This window comes from Pseudomonas sp. S5F11, from assembly GCF_019641515.1.
Classification (GTDB): Bacteria; Pseudomonadota; Gammaproteobacteria; order Pseudomonadales; family Pseudomonadaceae; genus Aquipseudomonas; species Aquipseudomonas rhodesiae.
The window spans coordinates 2,017,692-2,030,580 of the sequence record NZ_JAIFJZ010000001.1 but is presented as its reverse complement, the minus strand read 5'-3'; the positions used below and the strand labels follow the sequence as shown (position 1 = coordinate 2,030,580).

The 12,889-nt window shown below is 62.0% G+C and carries 11 protein-coding genes; 6 read left to right on the top strand and 5 right to left on the bottom strand.

The features are described from left to right. Position 1: 1 nt before the first annotated feature. A complete protein-coding gene (locus K1567_RS08995) occupies positions 2–1,159 on the top strand; it encodes a phosphatidylserine/phosphatidylglycerophosphate/cardiolipin synthase family protein (RefSeq protein ID WP_220698388.1) in 1,158 nt (385 codons plus the stop codon). 65 nt (positions 1,160–1,224) lie between these two features. On the opposite strand, the gene bglX is transcribed toward K1567_RS08995, so the two are convergent. After that, positions 1,225–3,516, bottom strand: coding sequence for a beta-glucosidase BglX (gene bglX / locus K1567_RS08990; protein WP_047883026.1), 2,292 nt, complete (start codon positions 3,514–3,516; stop codon positions 1,225–1,227). Positions 3,517–3,754: 238 nt separating this feature from the next. Between bglX and K1567_RS08985 the strand changes: the two genes are divergently transcribed. The 4 genes from K1567_RS08985 (at position 3,755) to K1567_RS08970 (ending at position 7,152) form a co-directional block, all read left to right on the top strand. Then, complete coding sequence (locus K1567_RS08985) at positions 3,755–4,366, top strand: LemA family protein (RefSeq protein WP_034096341.1); 612 nt, start codon at positions 3,755–3,757, stop codon at positions 4,364–4,366. 18 nt (positions 4,367–4,384) lie between these two features. After that, on the top strand, positions 4,385–5,116 hold the full coding sequence (locus K1567_RS08980) for a YgcG family protein (RefSeq protein ID WP_099312659.1): 732 nt from the start codon (positions 4,385–4,387) through the stop codon (positions 5,114–5,116). Between the two features lie 31 nt (positions 5,117–5,147). Beyond that, positions 5,148–5,765: a TPM domain-containing protein gene (locus K1567_RS08975; RefSeq protein WP_034112348.1), complete on the top strand. Its 618-nt coding sequence runs from the start codon at positions 5,148–5,150 to the stop codon at positions 5,763–5,765. A 160-nt stretch (positions 5,766–5,925) separates the two neighbouring features. Then, positions 5,926–7,152, top strand: a complete 1,227-nt coding sequence (locus tag K1567_RS08970) for an SAM-dependent methyltransferase (RefSeq protein ID WP_034096344.1) — start codon at positions 5,926–5,928, stop codon at positions 7,150–7,152. Here the strand turns inward: K1567_RS08970 and K1567_RS08965 are convergent. The 4 genes from K1567_RS08965 to K1567_RS08950 all read right to left on the bottom strand — a co-directional run bounded on the left by K1567_RS08965 (position 7,149) and on the right by K1567_RS08950 (position 12,339). Further along, positions 7,149–8,048, bottom strand: coding sequence for a DMT family transporter (locus K1567_RS08965; RefSeq protein WP_034096345.1), 900 nt, complete (start codon positions 8,046–8,048; stop codon positions 7,149–7,151). The genes K1567_RS08970 and K1567_RS08965 overlap by 4 nt on opposite strands. Before the next feature lie 102 nt (positions 8,049–8,150). Beyond that, positions 8,151–10,706 carry a TonB-dependent receptor gene (locus tag K1567_RS08960; protein WP_220698387.1) on the bottom strand — a complete coding sequence of 852 codons (2,556 nt, stop codon included), beginning with the start codon at positions 10,704–10,706 and terminating at the stop codon, positions 8,151–8,153. 128 nt (positions 10,707–10,834) lie between these two features. Continuing rightward, positions 10,835–11,803: a FecR domain-containing protein gene (locus K1567_RS08955; RefSeq protein WP_034096347.1), complete on the bottom strand. Its 969-nt coding sequence runs from the start codon at positions 11,801–11,803 to the stop codon at positions 10,835–10,837. Beyond that, positions 11,800–12,339 (bottom strand): RNA polymerase sigma factor, encoded by a 540-nt coding sequence (locus K1567_RS08950; RefSeq protein ID WP_094064690.1) that lies wholly within the window; start codon positions 12,337–12,339, stop codon positions 11,800–11,802. The genes K1567_RS08955 and K1567_RS08950 overlap by 4 nt, the downstream gene beginning before the upstream one ends. Positions 12,340–12,511: 172 nt before the next feature. Between K1567_RS08950 and K1567_RS08945 the strand changes: the two genes are divergently transcribed. Next, positions 12,512–12,844 (top strand): YegP family protein, encoded by a 333-nt coding sequence (locus tag K1567_RS08945; RefSeq protein WP_034096349.1) that lies wholly within the window; start codon positions 12,512–12,514, stop codon positions 12,842–12,844. The last annotated feature ends 45 nt before the right edge of the window (positions 12,845–12,889 follow it).

Below are 12,889 nucleotides of genomic sequence, written 5' to 3'. Positions count from 1 at the left end.
CATGGGCGGCGCGGTGTTCCCATGGCGCAGCGCCAACCGTTTCGAGTTGTTGATCGACGGCCCGCAGTTTTTTCCTCAGATGCTGGTGGGCATTGCCCGCGCCGAACAGCAGGTGGATCTGGAGTTGTACCTGGTAGAGGCCGGCGCGTGCGCCGAGGCAATGGTGCAAGCGTTGGTGCTCGCCGCCGAGCGCGGTGTGCGCGTGCGATGCCTGTTCGATGATTACGGCAGCCTGGCGTTTACCCTGTCGCTGCGCAAGCGCTTGACCGACGCGGGCGTGGAGCTGCGTTTTTACAATCGCCTGAGCTGGCGTCGCTGGATGCGCAACCTGTACCGCGACCACCGCAAGCTGTTGCTGATCGACCAGCATGTGGCGGTGGTGGGTGGCACGGGCGTGACGGACGAGTTCTGGACACCGGGCCACGACACGGCCGAGTGGCATGAAGTGATGGTGCAGATCAGCGGCCCGCTGGTATTGGATTGGCAGGCATTGTTCGACCGCCAATGGCACGCCAACGCGGCGCGCCGCGCGTGGAAACCGGCGACCCATTTTGGCTTGCCGCGTCTGCCCAAAGTGCCCGCCAGCGGGCCGGGGCTTGGCCGCGTCGCGTACGCCGACGCCCGCCAGCACCGCGATATTCTGCAATCGCTGATCCGCGCGCTGAACAACAGCCACCAGCGCATCTGGCTGGCCACTCCCTATTTCCTGCCGACCTGGGGCGTGCGGCGTGCCTTGCGCCGAGCGGCGGGGCGCGGCGTGGACGTGCGTTTGCTGCTCACCGGGCCGCGCACCGATCACCCGTCCGTGCGCTACGCCGGGCACCGGTATTACCCGCGTTTGCTGCGTTCAGGCGTACAGATCTTTGAATACCAGCCGTGCTTCCTGCACCTGAAGATGGTGCTGGTGGACGACTGGGTAAGCATCGGCTCGTGCAATTTCGACCACTGGAACCTGCGCTTCAACTTGGAAGCCAATCTGGAAGCACTGGACCCCGAGCTGACCCAGGCGGTGGTGGCGAGTTTTGAGCGGGACTTTGCCCAGAGCCAGGCGGTGAGCCTGGAGGCGTGGAAGGCACGGCCATTGTGGCGGCGGGTCAAGCAGCGCGTCTGGGGGTGGATAGATCGGTTGGTGGTGAACTTGCTGGACCGGCGAGGCTAGCAAGAACACTGAGATCAAATGTGGGAGGGGGCAAGCTCCTCCCACATTTTTTGACCGGGTCAGGCTTAGAGCAGTTCGAAGCTCTGTTGCTGTACATCCTGAGAGTCCAGGCCGATCTGCACATTGAACTCGCCCGGTTCAGCGGCGTACTTGAGCTGTGTGTTGTAGAACTTCAAGTCGTCTTCGGTGATGGTGAAGTGCAGCGTGCGCTCTTCACCTGCCTTGAGCATGACTTTCTGGAAGTTCTTCAACTCCTTGATCGGGCGGATCATCGAGCCGGCCACGTCCTGGATATACAGCTGCACCACGGTTTCGCCGTCGAGCTTGCCGGTGTTTTTCACGGTGACGCTGGCGTCGAGCTTGCCGGTCTTGTTCAGGGTGGTGGACGACAGGGCCATGTCCGACAGGCTGAACGTGGTGTAGCTCAGGCCATAACCAAACGGAAACAGCGGCCCGGTGGTGTCATCGAAGTACTGCGAGGTGTAGTTGCCCGGTTTGCCCGGTGTGAAGGGGCGGCCGATGGTCAGGTGGTTGTAGTAGGTCGGAATCTGCCCCACCGAACGCGGGAAAGTGATCGGCAGTTTGCCCGACGGGTTGTAGTCGCCGAACAGCACATCCGCAATTGCATTACCGCCTTCGGTGCCGGCGAACCAGGTTTCCAGAATCGCATCGGCCTGTTGGTTCTCTTCCAGGATCGACAGCGGGCGGCCGTTCATCAGCACCAGGACCAGCGGTTTGCCGGTGGCCTTGAGCGCCTTGATCAGGTCGCGCTGGCTTTGCGGGATGTTCAGGTCGGTGCGGCTCGACGACTCGTGGGACATGCCACGGGACTCGCCCACTGCGGCGACGATCACGTCGGCCTGCTTGGCCGCTTGGACCGCCTCGTCGATCATGGCCTGGGGCGAGCGCTTGTCATCCACCACTTCCGGCGCATCGAAGTTAAGGAAATTGAGGTAATCGACTACGGCTTTGTCGTTGGTGATGTTGGCGCCGCGGGCGTAGATCACTTTGCCTTTTTCACCGATCACGGCGTTGAGGCCGTCCTGCAGAGTCACCGATTGCGCCGGGCGGCCGGCGGCGGCCCAACTGCCCATCATGTCGATAGGCGCCTTGGCCAGTGGGCCGACCAGGGCGATGGTGGCGGATTTCTTCAGGGGCAGGGTGTCGTTGTGGTTCTTCAACAGCACCAGGCTGCGCCGGGCGATGTCGCGCGCTTCGGCGCGGTGCAGGCGGCTGTCGGCATAGGTGTCGACCGGGTCGTCCTCGGCCTTGCCGATGCGCAGGTACGGGTCCTTGAACAGGCCCATGTCGTACTTGGCGCCGAGCACTTCGCGCACGGCGTTGTCGATGTCGCTCTGTTCGATCTCGCCGGACTTGAGCAGCCCCGGCAGTTCCTTGCCGTACAGCGAGTCGTTCATGCTCATGTCGATGCCGGCCTTGATCGCCAGCTTCGCGGCTTCACGCCCGTCCTTGGCCACGCCGTGCTTGATCAGCTCGAAGATCGCGCCGTGGTCGCTGACGGTCAGGCCCTTGAAGCCCCAGGCCTTGCGTAGCAGGTCGTTCATCAGCCAGGTGTTGGCGGTGGCGGGCACGCCGTTGATCGAGTTGAGCGCCACCATCACACCGCCGGAACCGGCCTTGATCGCGGCGTGGTAGGGCGGCAGGTAATCCTGGTACATCTTGACCGGGCTCATGTCGACCACGTTGTAGTCGCGACCGCCTTCCACCGCGCCGTACAGGGCGAAGTGCTTGACGCTGGCCATAAGGCTGTCGGCATTGGCCGGGCTGGTGCCCTGGAACGCCTTGACCATCACTTCGGCGATGCGCGAGACCAGGTAAGTGTCTTCGCCGAAGCCTTCGGAGGTGCGGCCCCAGCGCGGGTCGCGGGAGATGTCGACCATCGGCGCGAAGGTGATGTCGAGGCTGTCGGCGGCGGCTTCCTGGGCGGCGATGCGCCCGGAGCGGCCGATGGCATCCATGTCCCAGCTGGAGGCCAGGGCCAGGCTGATTGGGAAAATGGTGCGGTGGCCGTGGATCACGTCGTAGGCGAAGAACATCGGGATCTTCAGGCGGCTGCGCATGGCCGCGTCCTGCATCGGACGGTTTTCCGGGCGGGTGATGGAGTTGAACGTGCCGCCGATGCGGCCGGCGGCGATTTCCTTGCGGATCAGCTCGCGGGGCATTTCGGGGCCGATGCTGATCAGGCGCAACTGGCCGATCTTCTCATCCAGGGTCATCTGCTTGAGCAGGTCGCTGACGAAAGCGTCCTTGTCCTTAAGCGCAGCAGGCTTTGTTTCTGCCCATACGGGGTGACTGGCCAGAGTGGCAACAAGGCCGAGCAAACACAGCTTTTTCATGAATATCCTTTTTCGGCTCACTGCACAGCGCTTGCGCTGATCGGCCAAAATGTGGGGAGCGTCTATTGTTGTTCGGGCGTTGTTCAGATAAATGCAGCACACTCTGAACTCTTATTCGCGCTGGGCATCTTTGTAGCTGATTGGCTCGATGCGTACCAGTGGTGGCGGATTATGCCCCAAGCGCGCGGTTTATAGGGCAGGTCATCCAATTCCATCCAGTTTGGGCAGGAGATACACCATGCAAGCAGCACAGGTTAACCGCTGGGGCCTCAAGGCCGCGGCTCTGCTATTGATCAGCACGGTGCTGAGCGGTTGCGGCATCAACAACATTCCCACCCTGGACGAGCAGGCCAAGGCAGCCTGGGGCCAAGTGCAGAACCAGTACCAACGCCGTGCCGACCTGATCCCCAACCTGGTGGAAGTGGTCAAGGGCTATGCCGCCCATGAGCAGGACACCCTGACCGCCGTGATCGAAGCGCGGGCCAAGGCCACGTCGATCCAGGTCGATGCCAGCACCCTGGACAACCCGGAAAAACTCAAGCAGTTCCAGCAGGCCCAGGACGGTTTGAGCGGCGCCCTCAATCGCTTGATGGTGGTCTCCGAACGCTACCCGGATCTGAAAGCCAACCAGAACTTCCTGGCCCTGCAATCTCAACTGGAAGGCACCGAAAACCGCATCGCCGTGGCGCGCCGCGACTTTATCCAGGCCGTGCAGGCGTACAACACCGAGATCCGCACCTTCCCGGGCCGCCTGTGGCACAGCGTGATGTACAGCGATTTGCCGATCCGCGCCACGTTCGAAGCCACCAGTGCCGATGCCGATAAAGCGCCGCAAGTGAAGTTCAAATAAGGCTGCACTGAGGTGTCGATGCGTTTATTAAGGATAGGCCTGGCGCTGTGGCTGTTGGCCTGCGTGGGCGTGGCCCAGGCGGCGTTGACCTTCCCGGCGCTGACCGGGCGGGTGGTGGATAACGCCCAAATGATCGACCCGGCGGTGCGCGCGCAGTTGACCCAGCAGTTGCAGGCGCTGGAGCAGAAGAGCGGCGATCAGATCGTGGTGGTCACCGTACCTGACCTGCAAGGCGTGCCGATCGAGGACTTCGGTTATCAATTGGGGCGCCAGTGGGGCATCGGCCAGAAGGGAAAGGACAACGGCGCGCTGTTGATCGTCGCCCGCGATGAGCGCAAGTTGCGCATCGAAGTCGGTTACGGCCTGGAAGGTGTACTGACCGATGCGCAGTCCTGGGTGATCATCAACCAAGTGATCGCGCCCAAGTTCAAGGCCGGCCAGTACAGCCAGGGCATCAGCGACGGTGTGGCTGCGATGATCCAAGTGGTCGGCGGTGAACCGCTGGCGGTGCCGGCCCATGTGGCGGATGGCAACTTTGCCAAGGATAATCCGCGGCTCTCCATTGGCCTGTTCGTGTTGCTGATCGGCGTGTTGTGGCTGTGCAATCGCTTGGGCCTGCCGGTGGGTGCGATCCTGTTGGCGATCCTCAGCAGCAGCGGACGTGGCGGCGGTGGCGGCGGCGGAGGGGGCGGTGGTTTCCGGGGCGGCGGCGGTGGCTTCGGCGGCGGCGGGGCCTCGGGCGGATGGTAATGACAATAACGAGAAAAGAGCATCTACAACCATGGCACTACTGAGTGAACACGAACAACGCCAGGTCGCCGAAGCGATCGCCCGGGTCGAGCAGCAGACCGACGCCGAGCTGGTGACGGTACTGGCCGCCCGTGCCGATGACTACGCGTATATCCCGTTGTTGTGGGCCAGCCTGATCGCTCTGGTGGTGCCGGGCGTGGTGCATTACCTGTCCGGCTACCTGACCATGTACACCTTGCTGTTGGCGCAGTGGGCGACGTTCATTGTGCTGTGCCTGGTGTTTCGCTTGCCCAAAGTCACCACGCGCCTGATCCCACGCTCAGTGCGGCATTGGCGCGCGTCCAACCTGGCGCGTCGGCAGTTTCTGGAGCAGAACCTGCACCACACAGTGGGCAGTACCGGGGTGCTGATTTTTGTCAGCGAGGCTGAGCGCTACGTGGAAATCCTGGTGGATGAAGGCATTTCCAAGCGCCTGGACGACAGCCGTTGGGACGCCATCGTCCAAGCCTTCACCCAGCAGGTCAAACAAGGCCAGACCCTGGCCGGGTTCATTACCTGCATCGAAGCCTGTGGCGAGTTGCTCAAGGTGCATGTGCCGGTGACCCAGGCGCGCAATGAACTGCCCAATCGCCTGGTGGTACTTGAGTAGCCCAAACACCGCGATCAAAAAGTGTGGGAGGGGGATTGTCCCCTCCCACATTTAGCCCCAGCAGTGTTCAAGTGCAGTACCGTTGATCAAATAACTCCGTGCCCTGAGCCTCCATCCCCCCTAAAATGCCCGGCATTCCCAGCCCGAGGCGTTTTTGTTCATGTCCGTCACCGCTCAACCCGCCCGCCCTGCGCCGGATCATCACGCCCAGTTCATCGAACTGCTCGGCGAAAGCCTCGCGCACAATGCCTTTATCAAGCTGGTGCTGGCCAAGTACGTCGGTGACGAAGCCGAGCTGCAACGGCTGATTATCAAACCGGTGACTGTCAAGGAGCAGGCGTGCCTGTCCTTTGTGTACCGCTACAAAACCCGCGACATCACCAAGAACCTGCCCGTAGCCGAAGGCGTCGCGGCAATTGCCGCACTGTTGCCGACGTCGTTCAAGAACGCGCACTTGCTGGCGCTGACCGACGAAGCCCAGCTGGAGTACAGCAAGAAGAACAAAAGTTCGCTGTTCAAGAGCAAGCCGCAGCAACTGCGTGAGGCGCCGTCGGCCGAGCATAACCGCGAAAAAAATCGCTTTCTCGACCTGAGCCGGCCGTTTCTGGCCGACCTGGGCGTGACCGATGCCAAGCAGGCGCTGATCCCATCGATGTCGCGCAAGTGGAAGCAGATCAACAAATTCATCGAGGTGTTCAGCCATGCGCTGACCTCGTCGCCGCTGAAACTCGATCAGCCGGTGCGGGTCGCCGATTTCGGTTCGGGCAAGGGCTACCTGACGTTTGCCATCCACGATTACCTGCGCAATACCCTCAATGCTGAAGCCCAGGTCACCGGCGTCGAACTGCGCGAAGATATGGTGACCCTGTGCAACAGCGCCGCTGCACGCCTGGAACATCCCGGGCTGGTGTTCAAATGCGGCGATGTGCGCAGCGTGGCGCCCAGCGAGCTGGACGTGATGATCGCGCTGCACGCCTGCGACATCGCCACTGACTATGCGATCCACACCGGCATCCGTTCCGGCGCATCGATCATCATGTGCTCGCCGTGCTGCCATAAGCAGATCCGCCTGCAGATCCAGAGCCCGGCGCTGCTCAAGCCGATGCTGCAATACGGTCTGCACCTGGGCCAGCAGGCGGAAATGGTTACCGACAGCCTGCGTGCGCTGTTCCTCGAAGCCTGTGGTTACGAGACCAAAGTGTTCGAGTTCATCTCGTTGGAACACACCAACAAGAACAAGATGATCCTGGCGGTCAAACGCGCCGAGCCGGTGGATAACGCCTCGTTACTGGAGAAAATCCAGGCCCTCAAGGCGTACTACCACATCACCGAACACTGCCTGGAAACCCTGCTGCGCGCGGATGGTTACCTGGGCACCCGCCGTTAAACTGCGCTGGGCTTGGGCACTGGCGCAGGCTGCACCGCTGTCTTGCGCCCCAGCATCACCGTCACGATCACCCCGCAGGCGAACACCCACGTAATCGGCTCGATCTGTTCGCCGAAGAACAGCGCCGAGAACGCAATGGTGAAGAAGATCTGCAGCAGTTGAATTTGGCTGACCCGTGCGATGCCGCCCATGGCCAGCCCGGCGTACCAGGCGAAGAAACCGAGGAACTGCGAGAACAGCGACACATAGCCGAACGCCCACCAGGTGCGCGCCGAGATCGCGCCCTGATGCTGCGCCGCCAGGTACCACACCGGGCCGATCAGCAACGGTGTCGACAGCACCAATGCCCAGCAGATCACCTGCCAGCCGCCCATCTCCTTGGCCAATCGGCCGCCTTCGGCATATCCCAAGCCGCCCACGGCAATGGCGCCGAGCATCAGCAGGTCGCCGGCTTGAATACTGCCGGCGCCGGTAATCAGCGCATAGCTGAGCACCAGCCCACTGCCCAGCGCCGCGCAGGCCCAGAAGGCTTTGGACGGTCGTTCATGGGACAGCCACGCCGCATACAGCGCCACGCACAAGGGTTGCAAACCGTTGACCAGCGCACCGTGGGACGCCGGTAAGGTTTGCATGGCCCAGGCCGACAACACCGGAAAACCCAGGATCACCCCGGCGATCACCAGGCAAAGGCCGCGCACTTGACGCCAAGTGGGCCAACGCTCGCGGCGCCACAGCAACAGCGCTGCCGCCGGCACCGCAGCGAATAACGCGCGACCCAGGCCGTTGAGCAACGGGTGGATGTCCTGCACCACGATGCGGGTGAAGGGCAGGGTCAGGCTGAAGATGATGACGCCCAGCAGGCCGAGGGCCATGCCGGTGTTTTCGCGCGAACTCATAAGGGGGGCCGGAATTCAGAGGGCTTCATGGAATGCCCATCTAGCCACAACCCCCGCCGATCACGGGCCTACAGCTGCGTGCGGATTTATCCGTACAGTTGTTCAGAAAAAACGCGTGACGCTGATCTTCGCATCGCGGCCCTTGGTGTAGGCCCGATCGCCGCTCAGGGCCGGGCGGTAGTTATTGTTGAACATATTGTCGAGGGTGAAGTTGACTTCGGTGCCCTTGAGGTAAGCCTGCTGCGGTTTCCATTTGGCGAACAGGCCCTGGGTGTTGTAGCGCTTGTTGTTGTATTGGTCGTAAAAGGTATCGCCGACGCTGCTGCCGGGGCCGCCGGAGTATTTGTCGCTGGGCAGGCGGTCGGTGGCGCCGATGAACTGGCCCATCCATCCCACTTGGGCATCCCACGCCGGAATATGGGTGCCGAGCACCAGTACCCATTTGGTCGGCGGGATGTCCCGCGCCGATACGTTCGGCCCCCAAGGGTTGGTGTAGGCGCCTTCATGCTGGCCGGTGGTGTAGGCGTAGGACACCGAACCGAACAGGTACGTGGAGTTATAGAACGATTCCACCTCGAAACCCTTGATGGTCACGCCGCCGATATTGCGGTAGTTGGACATCGGCCCCGGCGGGCAGGCCGTGGAAATCGTGCCGCCATTGATTGCCTGGTTCTGGCAGCCGACGCCGGTGGCCTTGAAGATTTCGTCTTCGACTTTGTTGTGGAACAGCGTGGTACGCACTTGCAGGCTGTCGTCCTGGGCGATCAGGTTATCGAAACTGGTGATGTTGCCCACGGTGATCGACGTGATGCGTTCCGGGTCCAGATCGACGCTGGTGGCGGTGCGACTGCCCACGCCCTGCACTTCATATTGTTCGTCGATCACCGGGGCGCGCCAGGTCTGACTCCAGTTGGCGAACAGCCCGACCTGCGGGGTGACGGTCCAGAACAGCGCCAGACGGGGCGACCAGCCGGTGTAGGTGCGGTCGCTGTAGTCATGGCCGACTGCCGGGTTGGGGTTGCTGTAGTACGGCGCATCGTTGGCCTCGCCACGGTTGCGCACATGGTCGTAGCGCAAGGACGGAGTGACCGTCACGTCGCCCAGGGTCACCGCATCCTGAATGAAGAAACTGTTGGTATCGACCTTGCCGTGGGGCATGAAGCCCGGCTGGAAATGCCCGTAGTTGTAGCGCGGCGTGTTGTAGGTGGCGCCAGGCATCCACATCTCGGTTTCCCGCGTGTGTTTGCGGATCTGCGTGCCGACGGTGACCGCGTGCTGCAGCGGCCCGGTGTCGAACAGGCTGACGTTGCGGATGTCGAGGTTTTTGTCGGTGTAGGCGGTGTCCATCCGGCGCCCGCCGCTGGCCAGTTGGAAAAACGCCGTGGCGGTGCGCTCGTCGGTTTGCTCGGTGTCGGACTGCGAATATTTAACGGTCAGATCCACCAGCGGGTTATCCAGGGGCTGGTATTCGTACTTGCCGGACCAAGTGGTGTCGACCGTATCGCGGTTGGCCAGGAAACGCTTCAAAGCGCCTTCGTAGCCGTAGCGGTCGATATTGGCCTGGGTCGGTGGCGTGGGGTAGCTGGCGGCGGAAAAGGGCGTCCAGCGATCGCTATGGGAACGCGAGTAGGACAGGCCGACGCTGTGTTCATCGGTGAAGTGCGCATTGACCTTGAACAACTGCCCGTCGACGTTCTGGGCAGAGTTGGGCAGGCGCTGGGGGTTGATCGGGTACTGGTTATTTTCGTTGGGCAACTTACCTGCAACCTTCATGTCGTCGCCATCGCGCTTGGTCAGGTAGGCCAGGGCGTCGAAACGACCGTCGTCGGTGCGACCGAACACGGCGCTGCTGTAGACCTGCTCGTGGTCGTTACTGGAGTAACCGTACTTGAGCATCGCGCCGCTGTTGCGGCCGTCTTGCAACAAGTCCGGGGCGTCCTTGGTGGTCATGTTGACCGTGCCGCCAAAGCCGCCGTTGCCGGTGAAGGGCGAGTTGGGGCCTTTCTCTACTTCGATGCTCTTGATCAGCTCGGGCTCGATAAACACCGTGCCCTGTTGGTAGCGTTCGAAGCCGCTCTTGGTGGCGCCGTCGACGGTGAGCGGCACGTCTTCGGCATCGCCGAAACCGCGAATGTTGATGGTCTGGCCACCGGGTTTGAGCGAGCCACCCTGGCTGACCCCGGGCAGGGTCTGCAGCAGGCTGGGAATGTTATTGGCTTGGTAGCGCTCGATATCGGCCTGGCTCAAGGTGGAGCGGCCGACGGTGCTGGAGTCGACTTCATTGCCGGTGCCGATCACGCTCAGGGCTTCCAGCTGGATCGCGCCGCTGGTGGTGGTCCTGGCCTCTTCGGGTTTGACCACGTAAGTGCTGCCGACTTTGATCAGGATGAACTCGCCATTGGACAGCAAGTTGCGGATTGCCGTCTCTGCGCTGTAGTCACCGTTGAGTGCCGGCGCCTGTACGTTCTTGAGCTGGGCCTCGTCGAACAGCAACTGGATTTTGGTCTGCTGCGCCACTTGGCTCAGGGACGCGGCCAATGGCTGGGCGGGCAGATGCAGGGTGAACGATTCGGCCTGGGCGCCGAGGCTGAATGCCAGGCAGGTGACGGCAAGGGTCGGTCGAAACAACGGCAGAGCAAGGCAAGGCGCGCGAAACATGAAATCCCCCAGGGTGGCTAAATGGCCAAAAAGGCGTGCGTATCAAACGCAGACGGGAGGAAGACGGGGCTGCGGAAAAAATCCACACATGCGAATGCAAAATATTCTCAAGTATGGCGCTCGGCGGGTTAACGGTTCGGTTCGATCCTGATCGCGCCGTCGGCCAGCGTCACGGTTTTCACCGGCAGCAGCGCGGGCAGGGCGTTGAGCAGCGCATCGGGGTCATTCACATCCAGGTTGCCCGATACCTTCAACTGCGCCACCGCCTGACTGACCTGCAACGGTGCCTGAGGGCGGTACAGGCTCACTTCGTCGATCAGGCTGGCCAGCTCGCGATTGCGAAACGCCAGGTGCCCGCTGCGCCAATCTGCCACCGTTTCGTCGGTGAGGGAGGATTGCACCAGCGTGCCTTTGGCGTAGTTGTAACCGGCGCGTTGCTGCGCCCCGAGCATGGCGACCGGGCTTCTGGCCGTGGGTTCGAACGCGACCTGACCGTGGGCAACGCTGACCACCAGTTGTTGCGGGCTGCGGCGCACATCGAAACCGGTGCCGACCACCCGCACGCGGGCTTCCCCCGCCTGCACGAACAATGGCCGTTCCTTGTCGGCGGCCACTTCGATATACAGCTGGCCCTGATCCAAGTGCACGATGCGCTGGTGGGCGCTGAAGTCCACGCGCAGGCGGGTGTTAGCGTTCACGTACAGCGTGCTGCCATCCGGCAGGTTCAGGGTGCGCGTGCCTTTGGCTTGGGCCGCCACCTGGGTGTGATACAGCTCGCGGGGCGTGCCGAGGTGCGTCGCCATCACCGCGCACAACACGGCGGCGGCCACCGCCAGCGCCGGACGCCACGGGGACGACTTACGGGGCGCCAGCGCCACGGGTTTGTTCAGTTGCTGCAATTGGGCCAGGTCGGCCCACAATTGTTCGAACTCGGCATAAGCACGGGCGTGGGCCGGCACCGCGTACCAGGCCGCGAAGGCCTTGCGGTCGGCACGGCCGGTGTCCTCACGGTTGCGTGCAAACCAACTGGCGGCTTGGGCATCGATGGAATCGCTGGCTTCGATATCCAGGCTGTCGGTGTCGCTCAGGCGGTTCATTCTGGCTGCTCCGTGCCGGGGTCGTGTTGAAGGCGTCGCTTGCAATGCAGCAGGGCAAAGGCAATGTGCTTTTCCACCATGCTGGTCGAAATGCCCATGCGCTCAGCGATCTGCGCCTGGCTCAGGCCTTCGAAGCGGTGCAGCATAAGGGCTTCTCGTCGGCGGGGCGAGAGTTCGGCGAGGACTTCTTTCAACTGTTCCAGGCGTTGCAGGCGCAGGGCGGCGGCCATGGGTTCGTTTTGCTCGTCGGTGAGTGGCTCGCAGGGCTTGTCGGCTTGTTCGCCATGCACGCTCTGGCGCACCTTTTGTTTGCGCCAGTGGTCACGCAGCAGGTTGCGCGCCATCTGGAACAGAAACGCCCGAGGCTGCTCGACCTTGGCTCGGTCGCGGTAATCCAGCCATTGGGTGAACACGTCCTGAGTCATGTCCGCCGCGTCGCTGACGTTGTCGGTGCGCTTGCGCAGGAAATGCAGAATGTCTGCATAAAACCCGCGAAAGGCATCGGCCGACAGCGGGTCGGGCTTGGGACGAGACATGGATATCCTTCTTGACGACGTAGGCTGTGGAAAACGTCGCGAATGATATCGAGAACTATTGTCATTTGTCTCCAGGTAAATACCGGACGCCTGTTCAGGCTGGCAATACGGGGTGCTTAGCCTTTAATCCTACGAGCTGGTAAACGAAATCCCACTTCGAAGGAACACAATCATGGCTGGATGGTATGAGTTGAGTAAAAGCAGCAACGGGCAGTTTCGTTTTGTGCTGAAGGCGGCGAACGCAGAAACCATTTTGACCAGCGAGCTTTACGCCACCCGCAGCGCTGCAGAAAACGGCATCGCTTCCGTGCAGACCAACAGCCCGCATGACGAGCGCTATGAGCGAAAACTGGCCCAGAACGGTAAGCCGTACTTCAACCTTAAGGCGGCCAATCACCAAGTGATTGGCACCAGTGAGCAGTACTCTTCAGAAGCAGCGCGGGACCAGGGTATTGCCAGCGTCAAGAGCAATGGCCCAAGCACCACGATCAAGGACAAGACCTGATGTTTGCAGAGGTAAAGCCAACGCCCCGGCTCGCAGGAACCGGGG